This is a genomic window from Delftia sp. CH05, from assembly GCF_009827015.1.
Taxonomy (GTDB): Bacteria; Pseudomonadota; Gammaproteobacteria; order Burkholderiales; family Burkholderiaceae_C; genus Comamonas; species Comamonas tsuruhatensis.
Window position 1 is genome coordinate 131,954 of record NZ_WUMG01000012.1, and the last position, 20,980, is coordinate 152,933.

Annotated in this window: 17 protein-coding genes; 14 read left to right on the forward strand and 3 right to left on the reverse strand. The window is 68.3% G+C overall.

The genetic code is table 11. From position 1 onward, the window contains the following. The first annotated feature begins 1 nt into the window (after position 1). From GRX31_RS12610 to GRX31_RS12665, 12 genes are all read left to right on the forward strand, one after another. Complete coding sequence (locus GRX31_RS12610) at positions 2 to 802, forward strand: oxepin-CoA hydrolase, alternative type (protein WP_047326166.1); 801 nt, start codon at positions 2 to 4, stop codon at positions 800 to 802. Between the two features lie 42 nt (positions 803 to 844). Beyond that, the gene (locus GRX31_RS12615; RefSeq protein WP_043789948.1) at positions 845 to 2,101 is read left to right on the forward strand and encodes a CaiB/BaiF CoA transferase family protein; all 1,257 of its coding nucleotides are present in this window, start codon (positions 845 to 847) and stop codon (positions 2,099 to 2,101) included. Positions 2,102 to 2,219: 118 nt separating this feature from the next. Further along, the gene (locus GRX31_RS12620) at positions 2,220 to 3,239 is read left to right on the forward strand and encodes a Bug family tripartite tricarboxylate transporter substrate binding protein (RefSeq protein ID WP_013804145.1); all 1,020 of its coding nucleotides are present in this window, start codon (positions 2,220 to 2,222) and stop codon (positions 3,237 to 3,239) included. A 65-nt stretch (positions 3,240 to 3,304) separates the two neighbouring features. Further along, complete coding sequence (locus GRX31_RS12625) at positions 3,305 to 4,318, forward strand: Bug family tripartite tricarboxylate transporter substrate binding protein (RefSeq protein ID WP_160852968.1); 1,014 nt, start codon at positions 3,305 to 3,307, stop codon at positions 4,316 to 4,318. 7 nt (positions 4,319 to 4,325) lie between these two features. Further along, on the forward strand, positions 4,326 to 5,300 hold the full coding sequence (locus tag GRX31_RS12630; RefSeq protein WP_013804143.1) for an NAD(P)H-dependent flavin oxidoreductase: 975 nt from the start codon (positions 4,326 to 4,328) through the stop codon (positions 5,298 to 5,300). Positions 5,301 to 5,422: 122 nt separating this feature from the next. Further along, positions 5,423 to 6,172, forward strand: a complete 750-nt coding sequence (locus tag GRX31_RS12635; RefSeq protein ID WP_012203332.1) for an electron transfer flavoprotein subunit beta/FixA family protein — start codon at positions 5,423 to 5,425, stop codon at positions 6,170 to 6,172. 13 nt (positions 6,173 to 6,185) lie between these two features. Then, positions 6,186 to 7,118: an electron transfer flavoprotein subunit alpha/FixB family protein gene (locus GRX31_RS12640; RefSeq protein ID WP_160852970.1), complete on the forward strand. Its 933-nt coding sequence runs from the start codon at positions 6,186 to 6,188 to the stop codon at positions 7,116 to 7,118. Between the two features lie 125 nt (positions 7,119 to 7,243). Next, positions 7,244 to 8,230 carry a tripartite tricarboxylate transporter substrate binding protein gene (locus tag GRX31_RS12645; protein WP_016450812.1) on the forward strand — a complete coding sequence of 329 codons (987 nt, stop codon included), beginning with the start codon at positions 7,244 to 7,246 and terminating at the stop codon, positions 8,228 to 8,230. A gap of 86 nt (positions 8,231 to 8,316) precedes the next feature. Continuing rightward, complete coding sequence (locus GRX31_RS12650; protein ID WP_160852972.1) at positions 8,317 to 9,861, forward strand: class I adenylate-forming enzyme family protein; 1,545 nt, start codon at positions 8,317 to 8,319, stop codon at positions 9,859 to 9,861. Positions 9,862 to 9,920: 59 nt separating this feature from the next. Then, positions 9,921 to 10,691: a class II aldolase/adducin family protein gene (locus GRX31_RS12655; RefSeq protein ID WP_012203336.1), complete on the forward strand. Its 771-nt coding sequence runs from the start codon at positions 9,921 to 9,923 to the stop codon at positions 10,689 to 10,691. Between the two features lie 8 nt (positions 10,692 to 10,699). Continuing rightward, entirely contained in the window at positions 10,700 to 11,629 is a 930-nt protein-coding gene (locus GRX31_RS12660; RefSeq protein WP_017407809.1) for a 2-hydroxyacid dehydrogenase, read from the forward strand. A 155-nt stretch (positions 11,630 to 11,784) separates the two neighbouring features. Next, positions 11,785 to 12,780, forward strand: coding sequence for a tripartite tricarboxylate transporter substrate binding protein (locus GRX31_RS12665; RefSeq protein WP_016454775.1), 996 nt, complete (start codon positions 11,785 to 11,787; stop codon positions 12,778 to 12,780). Between the two features lie 50 nt (positions 12,781 to 12,830). Here GRX31_RS12665 and GRX31_RS12670 read toward each other — a convergent pair whose 3' ends face one another. Next, positions 12,831 to 13,850, reverse strand: a complete 1,020-nt coding sequence (locus GRX31_RS12670; RefSeq protein ID WP_160852974.1) for a GlxA family transcriptional regulator — start codon at positions 13,848 to 13,850, stop codon at positions 12,831 to 12,833. A gap of 96 nt (positions 13,851 to 13,946) precedes the next feature. Between GRX31_RS12670 and GRX31_RS12675 the strand changes: the two genes are divergently transcribed. Beyond that, positions 13,947 to 15,323: an amidohydrolase gene (locus GRX31_RS12675; RefSeq protein ID WP_016454773.1), complete on the forward strand. Its 1,377-nt coding sequence runs from the start codon at positions 13,947 to 13,949 to the stop codon at positions 15,321 to 15,323. An 88-nt stretch (positions 15,324 to 15,411) separates the two neighbouring features. On the opposite strand, the gene GRX31_RS12680 is transcribed toward GRX31_RS12675, so the two are convergent. Next, the gene (locus GRX31_RS12680) at positions 15,412 to 15,981 is read right to left on the reverse strand and encodes a VUT family protein (protein ID WP_016454772.1); all 570 of its coding nucleotides are present in this window, start codon (positions 15,979 to 15,981) and stop codon (positions 15,412 to 15,414) included. After that, the gene (locus tag GRX31_RS12685) at positions 15,978 to 17,762 is read right to left on the reverse strand and encodes an NAD(P)/FAD-dependent oxidoreductase (protein WP_160852976.1); all 1,785 of its coding nucleotides are present in this window, start codon (positions 17,760 to 17,762) and stop codon (positions 15,978 to 15,980) included. Before GRX31_RS12685 ends, GRX31_RS12680 begins: the two co-directional genes overlap by 4 nt. A gap of 325 nt (positions 17,763 to 18,087) precedes the next feature. Here GRX31_RS12685 and ggt point away from each other — a divergent pair, with 325 nt between their 5' ends. Further along, positions 18,088 to 20,076: a gamma-glutamyltransferase gene (gene ggt, locus GRX31_RS12690; protein WP_017406720.1), complete on the forward strand. Its 1,989-nt coding sequence runs from the start codon at positions 18,088 to 18,090 to the stop codon at positions 20,074 to 20,076. Positions 20,077 to 20,980 lie beyond the last annotated feature (904 nt).

The following is a 20,980-nucleotide window of genomic DNA, read 5'->3' on the forward strand; positions in this document are numbered from 1 at the left end:
CATGACCGAAGCGAACCAAGTCCTGCTGACCCGCCGCGAAGGCGCCGTGCTGGTGCTGTCCAACAACAACGTGGCCGCGCGCAATGCGCTGTCGCCCGAGTTCTACGCGGCCGTCTCGGCGGCGCTCAAGAGCGCGGCGACCGACCCCACCGTGGGCGCCGTGGTGCTCACGGGCGAGGGCGGCCACTTCTGCGCGGGCGGCGACCTGCGCCAGCTGGCCAAGCGCCGCGAGCTGCCTGTGCAGGAGCGACGCGCCAAGCTCGAAGGCCTGCATGACCTGATCCGCAGCGTGCGCGACTTTCCCAAGCCTGTGATCGCCGCGGTCGAAGGCGCGGCGGCCGGCGCGGGCCTGTCGCTGGCCCTGGCCTGCGACATGCTGGTGGCGGCGAAGAACGCCGTGTTCTCGGTCGCCTACGTCAAGGTCGGCCTCACGCCCGATGGCGGCGCCACCGCCTTCCTGGCCGAGTTCGTCTCGCGCCAGGTGCTGACCGAGCTGTGCCTGACCGGCGAGCGCATCAGCGGCGAGCGCCTGCATGCCCTGGGTCCCGTCAACCGCCTGTCCGAACCGGGCCAGGCCCAGGCCGACGCCGTGGCGCTGGCCGCCCAGGTGGCCACCGGCCCCGACCAGGCCATGGCCCTGATCAAGGACCTGTGCCGCCAGGCGCCGCGCAACACGCTGGAAGAGCAGCTGGAGCTGGAGGCGCAGTACATGGTGCGCTCGCAGGAGAGCGAGGAATCGCGCGAAGGCATTGGCGCCTTCCTCGAAAAGCGCAGCGCCGACTTCACCAAGCTGCGCGGCTGAAACCGTTCAAGACCTAAAAGACTTTCCAAGGAGACAACGCACATGGCCGACAGCCACAACGATCAGAACCAGGACATCGACTTCCCGCTGGAGGGTGTGCGCGTGCTCGACCTCTCGCGCGTGTTCGCGGGGCCGCTGTGCGGCATGGTGCTGGCCGACTTCGGAGCCGAAGTGGTCAAGGTCGAGCACCCGGGCCGCGGCGACGACACGCGCGACTGGGGCCTGCGCATCGGCAAGACCGAGACCACCTACTACAACAGCATGAACCGCAACAAGCGGTCCATCACGCTGGACCTGCAGACCCCCGAGGGCGTGAAGATCGTCCACGACCTGCTGCCCCAGTTCGACGTGGTCATCCACAACTTCAAGACCGGCGGCGCCGAGAAGCTGGGCCTGGGCTACGAACAGCTCAAGGCCATCAAGCCCGGCATCATCTACTGCGCCGTGGCCGGCTATGACAGCAGCGGCCCCGAGGCCAAGCGCCCCGGCTACGACCTGGTCATCCAGGGCGAGGCCGGCCTCATGGCGCTCAACGGCGAGGCCGGCACGCCGCCGCTCAAGTTCGGCGTGGCCGTGGTCGACCTCATGACCGGCATGTACGCGGCCCAGGCCATCCTGGCCGCGCTGTTCCGCCGCGAGCGCACGGGCAAGGGCCGCCTCATCGAGATGGCGCTGTACGACAGCGGCATCATGATCACCGGCTACTACGGCCTGGACGCCATGCAGCTGGGCCACGACCCCGAGCGCTACGGCAATGCCCACCCCTCCATCGTTCCCTACGGCATGTATGAGGCGGCCGACGGCCCGCTGATCATCGCCGTGGGCAACAACGCCCAGTTCGACAAGTTCTGCCGCCAGGTGGTGATGCGCCCCGACATCGTCGAGGACGAGCGTTTCTCCACCAACGTCAACCGCGCCAAGAACCGCCTGGAGCTGGGCCCCATGCTCAAGGAGCTGATCCGCTCCTTCCCGCGCGATCTGCTGCTGGAGCGCCTGACGGCCGCCGGCATCCCCTGCGGCCGCGTGGCCGGCCTGCACGAGGCCCTGACCAGCGAGCGCACGCGCCGTGGCGGCCTGCTGCGTGACATGCCCCACCCCGTGGTCGGCACCACGCCCGTGTTCGCGCCGCCCTACCGCCTGGACGGCCAGCGCCTGCCCATCCGCCATGCACCGCCCACGCTGGGCGAGGGCACGCGCGAGGTGCTGCACCGGCTGCTGAGCATGAGCGACGAGCAGCTGCAGCAGCTGCAGTCCAAGGGCGTGCTGACCCTGCCCGAGACCCCCGCGCAACAGGGATAAGAGGACCGATCACGCGACTGATTCCACGGGGGCCATTGATGCCCGGCTCCCGACCCGCCAGGTTTGCATGCCGCACCAAGACGGCACCCATAGACAGCAATACCCAGGAGACAAAACCATGAGCAACCAAGTCACACGCCGCGACATTCTTCAAGGGCTGGCCGCCATCGGCGGCACCAGCCTGCTGGCCACGGGCGCCACCAGCGCCCTCGCACAGGCCGGCAAGCCGGCAGCTTGGCCCACCAAGCCCATCCGCGTGGTCGTGCCCTTCAACGCGGGCGGCGCCACCGACATCATTGCGCGCACCATCGGCGAGGCCCTGGCCAAGCGCGTGGGCCAGCCCGTGGTCATCGACAACCGCGCGGGCGCGGCCGGCATCCTGGGCACGGACGCCGTGGTCAAGGCGCCCGCCGACGGCCACACCCTGCTGGTCTCGCTCAGCACCTCCATGCTGATCAACCAGTTCCTCTACACCAAGCTGCCCTACAACCCGCAAAAGGACATCGCCCTGGTCACCCAGATCGCGGCGGCGCCCGTCACCCTGGTGGTCCATCCCTCGGTGCCGGCCAACAACATGAAGGAACTGCTGGCCTACGTGAAGGCCAACAAGGGCAAGCTCTCGTACGGCTCCTGGGGCGTGGGCTCGTATGCTCACCTGGCCGGTGCCTACATGAGCAAGACCATGGACGCCGACATGACCCACGCCGCCTACAAGGGCGAGGCGCCCATGATCCAGGAGCTGATCGGCGGCCAGCTGCAGATGTGCTTTTCCAGCGCGCTCAACACCAAGCCCTTCATCGACTCGGGCAAGCTCAAGGCCATCGGCGTCACCGGCAAGGAGCGCATGGAAATCCTGCCCAAGCTGCCCACCATCCATGAACAGGGCGTCACCGACGACGCCTACGCCATCTACGGCTGGGTGGCCATGGGCGCGCCGGCCGGCGTGCCCAAGGAGATCGTGGACCAGCTCTACGGCCACCTGCGCGAAATCGCCAAGGACCCCAAGGTGCTGGAGCGCACCGTGGGCGCAGGCTTCATGCCGCTGATGAACAGCCCGCAGGCCTTCCGCGAGAACTACCAGCGCGACATGCCGATCTGGAAGGCGCTGGTGGAGGAAGCCGGCGCGAAGCTTGATTGATTTTTCCGGCCCGCGGCAGCGGGCCGCCACCGACGACTGCTGAGACAGCTTTGAGAGGAGACTTCATGTACACGCGCAATCCCGCATCCCCGGCACGCCCCACGCGGCGCAGCGTTCTGGCCCTGGCCGCAGCCCCGCTGCTGGCCGGCATGGCCGGCGGCGCCCTGGCCGAGACCGGCTGGCCCAGCAAGATGCTGCGGCTGGTCGTGCCCTTCCCGGCGGGCGGCCCCACCGACACGGCATCGCGCATCGTGGGCCAGAAGCTGGGCGAGCGCCTCAAGCAGACCGTGGTGGTGGAAAACCGCCCTGGCGCTTCGGGCTCCATCGCGGCCGTGCAGGTCACCAAGAGCCCGGCCGACGGCTACACGCTGATGATGCTGGCCACGCCCACGCTGCTGGCGCCGCACCTGTACAAGAAGGCCGGCTACGACACCGTCAAGGACTTCACGCCCGTGGCCACGGTCTATGACCTGCCCATCGTCATCGTGGTCAACCCCACGCTGCTGCCCGACGTCACCGACCTCAAGAGCCTGATCGCCCACGCCAAGGCGCAGAAAGTCGCGCTCAACTACACCAGCTCGGGCGCAGGCAGCTTCGGCCACCTGAGCATGGAGCTGCTCAAGCAGATGGCCGGCTTCGACATGCAGCACGTGCCCTACAAGGGCGGCGTGCCCGCCATCACCGACACCATCGGCGGCCAGGTGCCCATCATGTATGCCGACCTTGTGGCCGCGCTGCCCCACATCCAGGCCGGCAAGCTGCGCGCCATCGCCGTGGGCTCGCCCCAGCGCGTGGCCATGCTGCCCGACACCAAGACCATTGCCGAGCAGGGCATCAAGGGCTATGACGCCGTCTCCTGGGGCGGCCTGCTGGCGCCCAAGGGTAGCCCCAAGGCCGTGGTCGACCGCATTGCCAGCGAAGTGCAGCAGATCCTGGCCGACAAGGACATCCAGGAAAAGCTGCTCAACGCAGGCGCCATCGCCGCCTACCAGAACCCCGCCCAGCTGGGCCAGCGCATCCAGCAGGACTACACGCGCTGGGGCCAGCTGATCCGCGACAAGGGCATTGCAGTGGAGTGACATCGACATGAAGACACGCATCACCGAACTCTTTGGCATCGAGCATCCCATCATCCAGGGCGGCATGCACCATGTGGGCCTGGCCGAGCTGGCCGCCGCCGTCTCCAACGCGGGCGGCCTGGGGCTGATCACGGGCCTGACCCAGCGCACGCCCGAGCTGCTGGCGCGCGAGATCGCGCGCTGCCGCGAGATGACGGACAAGCCCTTCGGCGTCAACCTGACCTTCCTGCCCTCGGTCAACCCGCCCGACTACCCGGGCTACGTCAAGGCCATCATCGAAGGCGGCGTCAAGGTCGTGGAGACGGCGGGCAACAACCCGCAGAAATGGCTGCCCGCGCTCAAGGAAGCCGGCATCAAGGTCATCCACAAGTGCACCTCGGTGCGCCATGCGCTCAAGGCCGAGGCCATCGGCTGCGACGCCATCAGCGTGGACGGCTTCGAATGCGGCGGCCATCCGGGCGAGGACGACATCCCCAATTTCATCCTGCTGCCGCGCGCGGCCGAAGAACTGAAGATTCCCTTCGTCGCCTCGGGCGGCATGGCCGACGGCCGCTCGCTGGTGGCTGCGCTGGCGCTGGGCGCCGAGGGCATCAACATGGGCACGCGCTTCATCGCCACCCAGGAAGCGCCCGTGCACGACAACGTCAAGCAGGCCATCGTCGCGGCCAGCGAGCTGGACACGCGCCTGGTCATGCGCCCGCTGCGCAACACCGAGCGCGTGCTGACCAACCCGGCCACCGAGCGCCTGCTGCAAAAGGAGCGCGAGCTGGGCGCGGCCATCACCTTTGCCGACATCGCGCCCGAGGTGGCCGGCGTCTATCCGCGCATCATGCATGACGGCGACATGGACGCAGGCGTCTGGTCCTGTGGCATGGTGGCCGGCCTGATCCACGACGTGCCCACGGTCCAGCAGCTGATCTCCGGCATCATGGACCAGGCCCATGCACTGATCAACGAGCGGTTGGCCGGCCTGGCCCGCTGACCGCCCATCTTCACAGGACTTACGCAAACAGGATGCGACAACGTGCTGCGCCCCATGGCAAGCCGCTTGCCTTGTTCCTTCTTGCGTAAGTCGTACTTCAAAAACCAGGAAAGAGCTTTCTCATGAAAATCCTTGTACCCGTCAAACGTGTCGTGGACTACAACGTGAAGGTCCGCGTGAAGTCGGACGGCACGGGCGTGGACATCGCCAACGTCAAGATGAGCATGAACCCCTTTGACGAAATCGCCGTCGAAGAAGCCGTTCGCCTCAAGGAAAAGGGCGTGGCCACCGAAGTCATCGCCGTCTCCTGCGGCGTGGCCCAGTGCCAGGAAACCCTGCGCACGGCCATGGCCATCGGTGCCGACCGCGGCATCCTGGTGGAGACCACCGAGGAGCTGCAGCCCCTGGCCGTCGCCAAGCTGCTCAAGGCGCTGGTCGACAAGGAGCAGCCCGGCCTGATCATCCTGGGCAAGCAGGCCATCGACGACGATGCCAACCAGACCGGCCAGATGCTGGCGGCCCTGGCCGACCTGCCGCAAGCCACCTTCGCCTCCAAGGTCGAAGTCGCTGGCGACAAGGTGAATGTCACGCGTGAAGTGGACGGCGGCCTGGAAACCCTGGCCCTGAGCCTGCCGGCCGTCATCACCACCGACCTGCGCCTGAACGAGCCGCGCTACGTCACGCTGCCCAACATCATGAAGGCCAAGAAAAAGCAGCTGGACACGGTCAAGCCTGAAGAGCTGGGCGTGGATGTGGCCCCGCGCCTGAAGACGCTCAAGGTGGCCGAGCCCGCCAAGCGCGGCGCTGGCGTGAAGGTGCCCGATGTGGCGACCCTGGTCAGCAAGCTCAAGAACGAAGCCAAAGTGATCTAAGGAAGACAGCGACATGACATCCCTCGTTATTGCAGAACACGACAACGCTTCCATCAAGAGCGCCACGCTCAACACCGTCACTGCGGCCCTGGCCTGCGGCGGCGACGTGCATGTGCTGGTGGCGGGCGAGAATGCCGGCGCCGCTGCGCAGGCTGCGGCCCAGATCGCCGGCGTTGCCAAGGTCATCCACGCCGACGGCGCCAGCCTGAAGGACGGCCTGGCCGAGAACATCGCGGCGCAAGTGCTGGCGATTGCTTCGAACTACAGCCACATCCTGTTCCCCGCCACCGCCAGCGGCAAGAACGCCGCGCCGCGCGTGGCCGCCAAGCTGGACGTGGCCCAGATCAGCGACATCACCAAGGTGGACAGCGCCGACACGTTCGAGCGCCCCATCTACGCGGGCAACGCCATTGCCACGGTGCAAAGCAGCGACAAGATCAAGGTCATCACCGTGCGCGGCACGGGCTTTGACGCAGCGGCCACCACGGGCGGCAGCGCCCAGGTGGAGCAGCTGGCGGCCGCTGGCGACAGCGGCAAGAGCAGCTTCGTGGGCCGTGAAGTGACCAAGAGCGACCGCCCCGAGCTGACGGCCGCCAAGATCATCGTCTCCGGCGGCCGCGCGCTGGGCAGCAGCGAGAAGTTCCAGGAAGTCATCACGCCCCTGGCTGACAAGCTGGGCGCGGCCATCGGCGCTTCGCGCGCTGCGGTGGATGCGGGCTATGCGCCCAACGACCTGCAGGTCGGCCAGACCGGCAAGATCGTCGCCCCGCAGCTGTACATCGCCCTGGGCATCTCGGGCGCCATCCAGCACTTGGCCGGCATGAAGGACTCCAAGGTGATCGTGGCGATCAACAAGGACCCCGAGGCACCGATCTTCTCGGTGGCCGACTACGGCCTGGAGGCCGACCTGTTCCAGGCCGTGCCCGAGCTGGTGCAGTCGCTGTAAGAATGCAAGGCGCCGCACCGGGAGGCGGTGCCAACGGGCCCGGGTGAAGTATCCGGGCCCTGGCCAGAGCGGCACACAAGGCATGTGCCCCGGCCCCACCTGGTTCAGAGATGCAGGAGACAGACATGCAGATTTCCATTGGCCGCCGCAGCCTTGCGCTTGCGGCTGTTGTCTTTGTGGCCACCACGGGCGCCAGCGCGCCGGCATGGGCCCAGGCCAGCGACTTTCCCACGCGCCCGATCACGCTGATCGTGCCCTTCCCCGCAGGCGGCTCCACCGACCGCCACATGCGCACCCTGGCCGACATCGCGGGCAAGCAGCTGGGCCAGGCCATCATCGTGGAGAACAAGCCCGGCGCGGGCGGCACGCTGGGCCCGGGCAACATGTCGCGCACGGCCAAGCCCGATGGCTACACCATCACCCAGTTCCCCATGTCCATGCTGCGCATGGCGCACATGCAGAAGACGGCCTGGAACCCGGTCACGGACTTCACCTACATCATCGGCGTCTCGGGCTACACCTTCGGCTTCACGGTGCGCTCGGACTCGCCCTACAAGAGCTTCAACGAATACATTGCCGCCGCGCGCAAGAGCCCCGGCAAGATCGAGTACGGCTCCACCGGCATAGGCTCCTCGCCCCACCTGCTGATGGAGGAGCTGGCCGAGAACGCCAAGGTCACGCTCAACCACGTGCCCTTCAAGGGCAACGCCGACCTGCAGCAGGCCCTGCTGGGCGGCCACGTGGCCGCGCAAAGCGATGCCTCGGGCTGGGACACCTATGTGGATGGCGGCCAGATGCGCCTGCTCATGACCTTCGGCGAAAAGCGCACCCAGCGCTGGCCCGACGTGCCCACGGCCAAGGAACTGGGCTATGGCGTGGTCTCCACCTCGCCCTACGGACTGGCCGGCCCCAAGGGCATGGACCCGGCCGTGGTGCGCAAGCTGCACGACGCCTTCAAGAAAGCCATGGATGACCCGCGCCACATCGAGGTGCTCAAGCAGCTGAACCAGGACGCCTGGTACCGCTCCGGCGCCGACTATGCGCAGTGGGTGCGCGAGGCGTATGCCAAGGACAAGGTCCTGATCGACCGCCTGGGCCTGGCCGCCAAGTAGGCCTGTCCTCCAATGCGCCCGCAGGGCCAGGGGGCTGGCGGGCGCAGTCCGCTTGAGATTCGTGAATTCCTGGAACGGAGCCCTTCATGACTGTTACCCTGCCTTCGCCCGATGCGCCCTTCACAACGCTGGCCGAGCTGATCCGCAGCCACGCGCGCCAGCAGCCTGCCCATGCCGCGCTGCGCGACGACCAGCAGACGCTGAGCTACGCGCAGCTTGACGCCCTCATGGACCGCGTGGCTGCCGCGCTGCAGCGCGACGGCGTGCAGCCTGGCCAGGCGATTGCCATCTGCGCGTTGAACTCGGTGCGCTATGCCGCGCTGTTCCTGGGCGCCTTGCGCGCGGGCGTGGTGGTTGCGCCGCTGGCGCCGTCCTCCACGGCCGACAGCCTGGCCTCCATGCTGCGCGATGCCCAGGCGCGCCACCTGTTCCTCGACAAGGCGGCCCAGGACCTGGTGCCTGCCGACAGCGCCCTGCAATGCATCTCGCTGGACGGCGCCGCGCCCGGCCGTGCCTTTGACGACTGGCTGGCGCCCGAAGGCGCGCAGCCCGCGCCCGTGAGCGTGGAGCCGGCCGCGCCGTTCAACATCATCTATTCCTCGGGTACCACGGGCACCCCCAAGGGCATCGTGCAGTCGCACGGCATGCGCTGGGCCCACATCAACCGGGGCAGCGTCTACGGCTATGGCCCCGATGGCACGACGCTGCTGGCCACGCCGCTGTACTCCAACACCACGCTGGTGGTGTTCTTCCCCACGCTGGGCAGCGGCGGCTGCGTGGTACTGATGCCCAAGTTCGACGCGGCCCGCTACCTGCAGCTGGCCCAGCAGCACCGCGTCACCCACACCATGCTGGTGCCCGTGCAGTACCAGCGCATCATGGCGCTGCCGCAGTTCGGCGAGCATGACCTGTCCAGCTTCCGCGCCAAGTTCTGCACCAGCGCGCCGTTCCGGGCCGAGCTCAAGGCCGACGTGGTGGCGCGCTGGCCCGGCAGCCTGACCGAGTTCTACGGCATGACCGAAGGCGGCGGCACCTGCATCCTCGAAGCCCATCTGCACCAGGACAAGCTGCACACCGTGGGCAGGCCCGCCGAGGGCCATGACATCCGCCTCATCGACGAGGACGGCCGAGAGGTTGCCCCGGGCGAGGATGGCGAGGTCGTGGGCCACTCTGCCAGCATGATGACCGGCTACCACGGCCAGCCCGCCAAGACGCGCGAGGCCGAATGGTTCGACCCCACGGGCAAGCGCTTCATCCGCACGGGCGACGTGGGCCGCTTCGATGCCGATGGATTCCTCACCCTGTTCGACCGCCGCAAGGACATGATCATCAGCGGCGGCTTCAACATCTACCCCAGCGACCTGGAAACCCAGCTGCGCGCCCACCCGGCCGTGGACGACGTGGCCGTGGTCGGCGTGCCGTCCGAGCAATGGGGCGAGACGCCCGTGGCCTACGTGGTGTCGCGCGCGGGGCAGCCGGCCCTGCCCGAGGACATCATGGGCTGGTACAACCAGCGGGCCGGCAAGACCCAGCGCCTGGCGGACCTGCGCTTCATTGCCGAGCTGCCGCGCAGCGCCATCGGCAAGGTGCTCAAGCGCGAGCTGCGCGACCAGTACGCGACGGGGCGCTGAACCGGCGGATGCTTTCTCCAAACGATGTCCACCACGATGTCCACCAAGAGGTACACCCCATGAGCAACGACACCACGATGTCCGAGGTCCGCCGCCAGGTGACGGCCGAGGAATGGCAGACCCGCATCGAGCTGGCCGCCGCCTACCGGCTGGTCGCCCACTTCGGCTGGGACGACCTGATCTTCACCCACATCTCGGCGCGCGTGCCGGGCCAGCCCGACCAGTTCCTGATCAACCCCTACGGCATGCTGTTCGACGAGATCACCGCGTCCAGCCTGGTCAAGGTGGACCACGAGGGCCGGCCGCTGATGGAGACCGAATACGACGTCAACCCGGCCGGCTTCGTCATCCACAGCGCCATCCACGACGGCCGCCCCGAGGTGCAGTGCGTGCTGCACACGCACACGCGCTATGGCGTGGCCGTCTCGGCGCAGAAGGAAGGGCTGCTGCCCATCTCGCAGCAGTCCATCTTCCCGCTGGCGCGCCTGGCCTACCACGACTACGAAGGCGTGGCCCTGCGCGACGACGAGAAGCCGCGCCTGGTCGATGACCTGGGCGCCAGCAACTTCCTCATCCTGCGCAACCACGGCCTGCTGACCTGCGGCCGCAACGTGGCCGAGGCCGTGCTGGCCATGTACACGCTGGAGTCGGCCTGCCGCATCCAGATCCTGGCGCAGTCGGGCGGCGGCGAGCTCACGCGCATCCCGCAGGACATCATTGCCGACGCGGTCAACCAGTCGCGCCAGGTCACCAAGGGCAAGGGCGCAGGCCTGGCCTGGCCCGGCCTGCTGCGCCGCCTGGACCGCATAGACCCTTCTTACAAGGACTGAAGGAAACCATGGGAATTCTGGTCAATATCCACCCGAGCATGGGCGCGCCCATCGTCGACTCGCTGCGCGCGCTGGCGCCCGGCGTGCAGGTCTGGGGCCACCGCGAGGAGGCGCCGGCCGATGCGGTCGAGGCCATGCTCGCCTGGAGCCTCAAGCCGGGCGTGCTGCCGGCCTATCCGGGCCTGAAGCTGCTGTGCGCGCCCAGCGCGGGCGTGGACAAGCTGCTGGCCGTGCCCGACCTGCCGGCCGGCCTGCCCGTGGCGCGCACGGTCGATCCGCAGCAGCATGTGGAGATCGCCCAGTACGTGGTCGGCACCGCGCTGCGTCACACGCGCGAGCTGGACCTGTTCGCGCGCCAGCAGCAGGCCGGCGACTGGCTGCGCCGCCCCGTACGCGCCAGCGCAGACTGCCGCGTGGGCATCCTGGGCCTGGGCGAGGTCGGCCGCTTCGTGGCCGGCGCCATGCAGGCCATCGGCTACCCCGTCGCAGGCTGGAGCCGCAGCGCCAAGAGCATTGCAGGCCTGGCCACGCACAGCGGTGCCGAAGGTCTGAAGCAACTGCTGTCCACCAGCGACATCCTGGTCTGCGCCTTGCCGCTCACGCCCGAGACGCGCGACCTGCTGGACCGCCGCACCCTGTCCCTGCTGCCGCGCGGCGCCTACTTCATCAACGTGGGGCGCGGCGAGCAGGTGGTGGAAGACGACCTGCTGGCCCTGCTCGACGAAGGCCACCTGGCCGGCGCCGCGCTGGACGTGCTGCGCGACGAACCGCCCCAGCCCGACAACAAGGTCTGGGGCCATCCCAAGGCCTTTGTCACCCCGCACATCGCGGCCCAGGCCTCGGCCGACACCGTGGCCCGCCAGTGCCTGGAGAACCTGCGCCGCCTGCGCGCGGGCGAGCCGCTGCTCAACCTTGTGGATGTGGCGCGGGGGTATTGAGCCTTGTTTTCCATCCGACGCTGCGCTGTTGCGTGGCGTTTTTTCATCGCCGGGCCGCCCCAAGATGAAAAGCGGCCCCCTTGGGGGGCAGCGGACCTTGCGCAGCAAGGGTAGCGTGGGGGCCATTTTTCAACTTAGAAGAATCCAGAGACACCATGCCTTCGACTTCCCGCCGCGGCTTTTTGCAATCGACCGCTGCCGCCGCTGCAGCAGCCACCACCGTGCTGGCCCCCTCGGCCTGGGCCCAGAGCCCCTGGCCCTCCAAGCCCATCCGCATCATCGTTCCGTACACGGCAGGCGGCTTCACCGACCAGATGGCGCGCCTGCTGCAGGTCGGCCTGCAAAAGGCCCTGGGCCAGCCCGTCATCGTGGAGAACAAGCCTGGCGCCAACAGCATCATCGGCGTGGACCAGATCGCCAAGGCCGCGCCGGACGGGCACACCTTCGGCGTGGTCATCGCGGCCTATGCGGCCAACACCACGCTCTATCCCAAGCTGCCCTACAACCCGAAGAAGGACCTGGTCGGCGTCTCGCTCATGGGCGTCTCGCCCTTGGTCGGGGCCGTGGCCATGAACGCGCCCTTCAAGACCACGCCCGAGCTGATCGCCTATGCCAAGGCCAATCCGGGCAAGGTGGGCTTCGGCTCCTCGGGCAGCGGCTCCAGCGCCCACCTGACCACCGAGCTGATGAAGCTGCTCACCAGGACGGACATGGTCCACGTGCCCTACAAGGGCGCCGCGCCTGCGCTGGCCGACCTCATGGGCGGCCAGATCCCGCTGTTCCTGGACCCGCCGCCCAACCTCATCCAGCCCGCCAAGGCCGGCCGCATCCGCCTCATCGGCGTGGCCAGCGACAAGCGCCTGGCCGCGCTGCCCGACGTGCCCACCTTCGTGGAGCAGGGCTACGACGGCCTGCTGGGCAGCACCTGGGCGGCCATGATCGCGCCGGCCGGCGTGCCGCGCGAGATCGTGCAGCGCATGTCCGCCGAGGTGTCGCGCATCATCCGCAGTGCCGAGGTGTCGCAGCGGCTGGAGCAGGTGATGGGGACGTTTGCGGAGGGGTCCACGCCTGAGGAGTGCGATCGGTTCATTGCTGCCGAGACGGAGAAGTGGGGGAGGGTGATTCGGGAGGCGAAGGTGACGGTGGACTGAGTCTTTCTTGTTCTCGGGTCTGTTTTTTGACCCGGCAGGGGCAAAAACAATCAAGCAGCCCCCACCCTCCACCGCCTCCTCGGCGCCCTCAACGCATGCCTTTCCCGATAGGCAGCAGGCGCCATCCCCACATACCGCAAGAACACCCGCCGAAACGCAGAGGCATCCCCATACCCGCAGGCCAGCGCCACGGACGGCACGCTCTCCAGCGTGATCTCCAGCAGCACCCGGGCCCGCGCGCAGCGCAGGCGGTGCAGGTGGTCCAGCGGGCTGTGGCCCAGTTCCTGCTGGAAGTGGCGCAGAAGGGTGCGCGGGCTGGTGGATGCCGCGTGCGCGAGGGCCTGCAGGTCATAGGGCTGCTCCACGCGCGCCTCCAGCCAGGCGATGGCATGGGCCAGCACGCTGTTGCGCGTGGCGGGAATGCGGCGGTCCTGCAGGGCGGCGCGGGTGGCGCGTTCGCGCTGGGCATCGGGCTGCAGCACGGCGGCCAGCGCTGCGGCCAGGTCGTCGCCGAAGGCATGGCGGGTGAGCGCGACGGCCATGGGCGCCAGGGCCTCGGGGTGGGAGGCGCTGAGCCAGGGCCTGTCGTCCACGAAGGGCTGGCCCTCGGCCAGTTCGATGCCCGGGAAGTCCAGGCCGAAGCCGCCCATGAAATACCAGGGCAGGGCCACAAGCCGGCCCTGGCAGCGGCCGCCCGCTGCCGCAAACCAGGCGGCGCTGCCCAGCGTGCAGACGGCCAGGCCCTGGTCTAAGGCCGTGGTGATGCGGCGCACGAGGGCCGGATGCGCGGCGACGATGTCGCGGATGGAGGGAATGTCAGGGCAGTGCAGCGCGCTCACGAAGACGGCCTGCGCGGGCCCTTCGGCTGCCGCGCCTTCGTCCGCGTGCGGCATGGTGGGCAGGGGCCGGCCCTGGCCGTCGGCCCAGCGCCAGCCAAAGCGCGGTGCGCGCCGGCCCAGGCGCAGGCTGGCGACCAGGTTGGCGCTGCGCAGCATCTCCACCAGGTGCGCGGCGTGGCCGATGGCGCTGTGCTCCAGGCAGGGCAGCTCGATGACAAAGGTCCGGGGCATGGCGGTTCTGGCTCCTCGAATGGCGATTTTGACGTGCCCGTCATACGTGCTTCACTTTTAGCATGGCTGCTTGTGCCACTTTCCAGGACCACGAAGATGCTCCACACCAGCGCCGAGACAAAGCCTTCCTCCTTCCCGCGCACAGGCCTGCGCTCCATCGCCCTGGCCGGGCTGCTGACCTGCGGCCTGCCACTGGCGGCCAGCGCCCAGGGGCTTGATGCACAGGGCCTGGCGGCCCTGGATGCCGCCATCCAGCCGCTGGCGCCCAAGATGGTGGAGTGGCGCCGCGACATCCACCAGCACCCCGAACTGTCGGGGCAGGAAGAACGCACGGCCAAGGTGGTGGCCGATCACCTGCGCCGCCTCGGCATGGAGGTGCAGACCGGCGTGGGCGGCACGGGCGTGGTGGGCGTGCTGCGCGGCGGCCAGCCGGGCAAGACCGTGGCGCTGCGTGCCGACATGGATGCGCTGCCCGTGGCCGAGAAGACCGGCCTGCCCTTTGCCTCCAAGGCCAAGGCCCAGTACATGGGCAAGGAAGTTTCGGTCATGCATGCCTGCGGGCACGATGCCCACGTGGCCATGCTCATGGGCGCGGCCGAGGCGCTGGCCGGCATGCGCGCCAAGCTGCCCGGCACGGTGAAGTTCATCTTCCAGCCCGCCGAGGAAGGCGCTCCCGTGGAGGCCGATGCCCACGGCCATGTGCCCAGCTTCGGCGCCAAGGCCATGGTGGAGGCCGGCGTGCTCAAGGACGTGCAGGCCATCTACGGCCTGCACATCACGTCCAACCTGCCGTCGGGCATGGTGGGCTACCGCAGCGGGCCGCTGATGGCGGGTTCGGACAGCCTCAGCATCCAGGTCGAGGGCCGGGGCGGCCATGGCTCGTCGCCGTGGAATGCGGTCGATCCCATCGTCGCGGCCAGCCAGGTGGTGCTGGGCCTGCAGACCGTGGTCAGCCGCCAGCTCAACATCAGCCTGGAGCCGGCCGTGCTGACGATCGGCTCCATCCAGGGCGGCACGCGCTACAACATCATCCCGGACAACGTGGAGATGCAGGGCACGCTGCGCACCTTCGACGAGGACATGCGCCAGGAGGCACACAAGCGCATCACCGCCACGGCCGAGCAGATCGCGGCCTCCAGCGGCGCCAAGGCCAAGGTGCGTTTCGGTCCCGTGGCCTATCCGGTGACCACCAACCCCGCCGCACTGACCGAGGCCTCGCTGCCCGCGCTCAAGCTGGCCATGGGCGGCAAGGCCATGGTGATTCCCAAGGTCAGCGGCTCCGAGGATTTCTCGGAGTTCCAGAAGGTGGTTCCGGGCTTCTTCTACTTCCTGGGCGCGCCGCCGGCAGGCCAGGATTTCGCGAAGGCGCCGTCCAACCACTCGCCGCTGTTCGATATCGACGAGAAGCAACTGCCCACGGGTGCGCGCTCACTGGCCGCGCTGGCCGTGGACTATCTGCAGCGCAACCCATAGTTATTCGACTCGCCCTGAGCGGCGGAAGCCGCTTCCCGTTGCACGGTGCCCCTGGCTTGAGATCAAGTCCGTGCGAACCGCGTCGGCTCTATTTGGCGCTGGCGATTGCCGATGGGCCTTTCCACCACCGGGCGATGGCAAGGCGGAACGGCAGCAGCAGCGCCACGCCCAGCACCAGCTTCACGCCCAGGTCGCCCAGGGCCCAGGTCACCCAGGGCTCGGCCGCGCCTGCGAAGGCGATGCTCCAGAACAGGAAGGTGTCCAGGCAGGCGGCCAGCAGCGTGGCCACCAGGGGGGCACGCCACCAGCGGCCCGCACGCAGGCGGTGGAACACGCCGATGTCCAGCCACTGCGAGGCAATGAAGGCTGCGCCCGAGGCCAGCGCGATGCGCGGCGGCGCCAGCACCAGCGAGGCGGCCACGGCCACGGCAAAGCCCACCCAGGCCACGCGCCGGGCCTGCTGCGGGCCGAAGCTGCGGTTGACCAGCTCGCTCACCAGGAAGGCGAACGGATAGGTGATGGCGCCCCAGGTCAGCCAGTCGTTGATGGCGTACTGCACCAGGATGTTGGACGACAGCACCACCACGCCCATGGCCGCAATGGCGGCCAGCAGCTGGGTGCGCGAGGGGGCGGCGAAACGCGGCGGACGCGGTGTCATGCTGCGCCACCGGAGCCGCGTGCCCCCGACGAGGGCAGGGGCAGCCCGAGGATGGCGCAGGCCACGGCCTCGCCCACCTTCACGCCATCCACGCCGGCCGACAGGATGCCGCCCGCGTAGCTGGCGCCTTCGCCGGCCGGGTACAGGCCGCGCGTGTTCAGGCTGTGGAAGTCCGCGCCGCGCTCGATCTTCACGGGCGAGGAGGTGCGCGTTTCCACGCCGGTGAGCACGGCATCGTGCATGTCGTAGCCGCGGATCTTCTTGCCGAAGGCGGGCAGCGCCTCGCGCATGGCCTCGATGGCATAGGCGGGCAGCACGTGGTGCAGGTTGGTCAGCGTGATGCCGGGCTTGTAGGAGGGCTCGACCTCGCCCAGCGCGGCCGATTCCTTGCCCGCGATGAAGTCGCCCACCAGCTGGCCCGGCGCGTTGTAGTTGCGCCCGCCCAGCAGGTAGGCCTTGGTCTCCAGCTGGCGCTGCAGCACGATGCCCGACAGCGGGTGCAGCTCGCCGTCCTTGAGGTTTTCCACGCCATGGGTCTTGCCGTCGAAGGCCCAGGCAAAGCTTTTGGCATCGCGCGGGTAGTCGGAGGGGTCGATGGCGCAGACCATGCCGGCGTTGGCATTGCGCTCGGCGCGCGAGTACTGGCTCATGCCGTTGGTGACCACGCGCTCGGGCTCGCTGGTGGCCGCCACCACGGTGCCGCCCGGGCACATGCAAAAGCTGTAGACCGCGCGCCCGTTGCTGGCGTGGTGCACCAGCTTGTAGTCGGCCGCACCCAGCAGCGGGTGGCCGGCATGCCTGCCCCAGCGCGCGCGGTCGATCACGCTTTGCGGATGCTCGATGCGAAAGCCCACCGAGAACGGCTTGGCCTCCATGTGCACGCCGCGCTCGTAGAACATGGCGAAGGTGTCGCGCGAGCTGTGGCCCAGGGCCATCACGGCATGGTCGGTCTCCAGCCACTGGCGCTCGCCGCTGTCCTGGTCCAGCACTTCCAGGGCGGTGAGACGGCGGTCCTTGCCCTCGCCTTCGATGCGCATGTCACACACGCGCTGGCCGAAGCGGATCTCGCCGCCCAGGCGGATGATTTCCTCGCGGATGCCCTCGACCACCTTCACCAGCTTGAAGGTGCCGATGTGCGGGTGCGCGGCATAGAGGATCTCGGGCGGTGCGCCGTGGGTGACGAATTCCTGCATCACCTTGCGGCCCAGGTGGCGCGGGTCCTTGATCTGGCTGTAGAGCTTGCCGTCGGAGAAGGTGCCTGCGCCGCCTTCGCCGAACTGCACATTGGACTCGGGCACCAGCTCGCGCTTGCGCCACAGGCCCCAGGTGTCCTGGGTGCGCTCGCGCACCGAGCGGCCGCGCTCGATGACGATGGGCCTGAAGCCCATCTGCGCCAGCACCAGGGCCGCAAAAATGCCGCAGGGCCCGAAGCCCACCACCACGGGCCGGCGCTGCAGGTCGGCAGGCGCCTGGCCCACGGCATGCCAGCGCATGTCGGGCGTGGGGTTCACATGGGCATGGCTGGAGAACTGTTCCAGCAGCGCGGCTTCCTGGCTTTCGTCGGCCAGCGTCAGGTCGACGATGTAGACGGCCAGCAGCTCAGACTTGCGCGCATCGAAGCTGCGCTTGTGCACATGCACGGAGGCAATGGCCTCCTCGGCAATGTCCAGCTGGCGCGCGGCCAGGGCGCGCAGCGGCTCCAGGGGCAGATATTCGGTATGGCTGTCGGGGTGGTATTGCACTGCCGACAGGGGCAGTTTCAGTTCAGAGACGCGGATCATGGCTTGTACCTATCAAGCAGAGGGCCGGCGATGGTAAGCCAAAGTGGGCGACCGCACAGGCTGCGGGCCGCACAGCCTTGGGGTGTGCTCGGGTTCGGATTTTCCGCCAGATATTTCCGGTGCTGGTGCCGTCCCGATCCGGGCACGGACCTTGCATGCAGGGCCGGCCATCCGCGAACGGGGCCCTTCAGTCCCGCTCTGATGGGGTGGCTGCATCTGCGCGAAGTGGTGGTGGAACGGATGTAAGCTCGCGGCAAGCCTGCGGGCGGGTGCTGCCCCAGGTGAACAAGATCAACGCATTCCACGCACCACAAGGAGACATTTCATGAAGCAACCCCCTTCCAGGCAACGCCTGCCTGCATGGCAGTGGATCGGCCTTGCGGCCGCCACGCCGCTGTTCCTCGCATCGTGCGGTGGTGGTGGCAATGGCGGATCGGGCCAGGACGACCTGGCGGCCTGCGCCATCACCTCGGGCGATGGCAGCGTGGTCGTGGGCTCGGGCCTGCCCGGTGATCCGGCCGCACCCGAACCCTCGTCGGGCTACCGCCTCGGCAAGAAGGCCCTGCACACCTCCAAGTACATGGTGGTCACGGCCAACCCGCTGGCGTCCAAGGCCGGTTGCGAGGTGCTCAAGTCCGGCGGCTCGGCCGTGGATGCGGCCGTGGCCGTGCAGATGGTGCTGGGCCTGGTGGAGCCGCAGTCCAGCGGCATCGGCGGTGGCGCCTTCATGCTCTACCGCGATGCGGCCACGGGCAAGGTCGTGGCCTATGACGGCCGCGAGACCGCGCCGGCTGCCGCCACGGAAAACTACCTGCGCTACGTGGACGATGCCACCGACCAGACCGCGCCCAAGCCTTCGGCGCGCTCCAGCGGCCGCTCCATCGGCACGCCGGGCGTGGTGCGCATGCTGGAACTCGCGCACAAGGACTACGGCAAGACCGCGTGGCCCCAACTGTTCAATTCGGGCATCGACCTGGCCAGCAAGGGCTTTCCCATCAGCGGCCGCATGGCCGCCGCGCTGGAGGGCTCCAAGACGGAGCTGGCGCGCGATGCCGATGCCGCCAAGCTCTACTTCGATGCCCAGGGCAAGCCGCTGGCGCTGGGCGCCAAGTTCGTCAACCAGCCCTATGCCGACACGCTGCGCAGCATCGCCACGGGCGGTGCCGATGCCTTCTACCGTGGCGACCTGGCCCAGGCCATCGTCAGCAAGGTGGGCGTGACGCAGACCGTCTCGGACGGTGCGCCCATCACCCCCGGCAAGACCACGCTGCAGGACCTGGCCAGCTACGAGGCCAAGCGCCGCGAGGCCGTCTGCACCACCTACCGCGCGCGCTACATGGTCTGCAGCATGCCGCCGCCGTCTTCCGGCGGCATCGCCGTGGCACAGGCCATGGGCATTCTGGAGAATTTCGACCTCAAGGCCTATGCGCCCACGGCCATCGATGGCGAGGGCGGCAAGCCCTCGGTGATGGGCGTGCACCTGGTCAGCGAAGCCCTGCGCCTGGCCTATGCCGACCGTGACAAGTACGTGGCCGACACCGACTTCGTGTCCCTGCCCGGCGGCTCGCCGGCCCTGATGCTGGACAAGAGCTACCTGCGCCAGCGCGCCGCCCTCATCTCCACCACCAAGAGCATGGGCACGGCCCAGGCAGGCAACTTCGGCACGCCTTCGCAGGGCGTGGTCGATGTCAAGGAGGCCGGCACCACGCACATGAGCATCGTCGATGCCAAGGGCAACGCGCTGAGCATGACGACCACGGTGGAGTCCAGCATGGGGTCCTTTCACGTCACGCGCGGCTTCGTGCTCAACAACCAGCTGACCGACTTCGCGGCCATCCCCAGCACCGCCGACGGCCCGGTCGCCAACCGCGTGCAGCCGGGCAAGCGCCCGCGCAGCTCCATGGCGCCCACGCTGGTGTTCGACCTGAAGACCGACGGCACCGCCGGCGACTTCAAGATGGCCACGGGCTCGCCGGGCGGCAGCACCATCATCCAGTACGTGACCAAGACCCTGGTCGGCGCGCTGGACTGGGGTCTGGATGCGCAGCAGGCCACGTCGATGGTGGACTTCGGCGCGGCCAACAGCCCGACCACCAACGTGGGCGGCGAGCACCCCAACATCAACACGGCCAATGGCGGCAACGACGATCCGCTGGTCAGCGGCCTGCGTGCCCTGGGCCATGTGGTGTCCATCAGTGCGCAGTCCAGCGGCATCGGCACCATCTTGCGGGTGCAGCGCAATGGGCAGGCGCAGCTGGAAGGTGGGGCTGATCCACGCCGTGAAGGGCTTGTTCTGGGCGATACCGTTCGCTGATCTCGGTCTTTTTATTGGCTGATGGAGGGCGCTGCTGGCAGGGATGCTGGTGGCGCTTTTCTTTTATGGGGTCCATAGCCTGCCCCTGCCGGGTGGTTGTTTTTCGAGGCCGGGTTTCGGCCCGGCGGCCGACTCCCTTTCTTATCGCGCGACCGGAGTGCCGGCCATAAGAAAGGAAGCAAAGAAGCGCGCCCCGAACTGCCCACGACCCCTTCGCTTCGCTACGGGGCGACCTGCGTTGGGCGGGATGCGGGGTGTGCCGCAGAACTCACTCCTTGCGCCTGCGGCGCAATCCGTTCAAACAACTGCGGCAAGCTAGACAACGAAGCAGCCCTGTCCTTCGGCAGGGCTGCCACCCCGCATCCCGCCCAACGCAGGCGTGGGCAGAAGGGGGGAGGCTGGGGCAGCCAATAGCCAATAGCCAATAGCCAATAGCCAATAGCCAATAGCCAATAGCCAATAGCCAATAGCCGGCGCCATCGCTCCGCTCGGCTTCAAACCGGGGCCGAGCGAAGCGAAGGCCCGCACCACCTCCCGTATGTCAGCGCCTGCGGCGTGGTGGTTGCGGGGTTGCAGTCCTGCCGAAGGACAGGACTGCTTCGTGATCTGACTCGCTGCGGTTGTCTGAGCGGCGCGCGAAGCGCAAAGCGAGTTCCGCAGCGAACCCCGCAACCGCCACGACGCAGGTTGCCCCGGAGCGAAGCGCAGGGGTCGCGGGCATTTGGGCGCGTTTCTTTGCCTACTTTCTTATCGCGCGATAAGAAAGTAGGTCGGCCGCCGGGCCGAAACCCGGCCTCGAAAAACAACCCCCCGGCAGGGACAAAAAAGCATCCCTGAATGGCAGTCACTCTGAGGGCACACGCCCCATGACTGTCGCCTCAAGGACATGCCCCACCCACCCCAA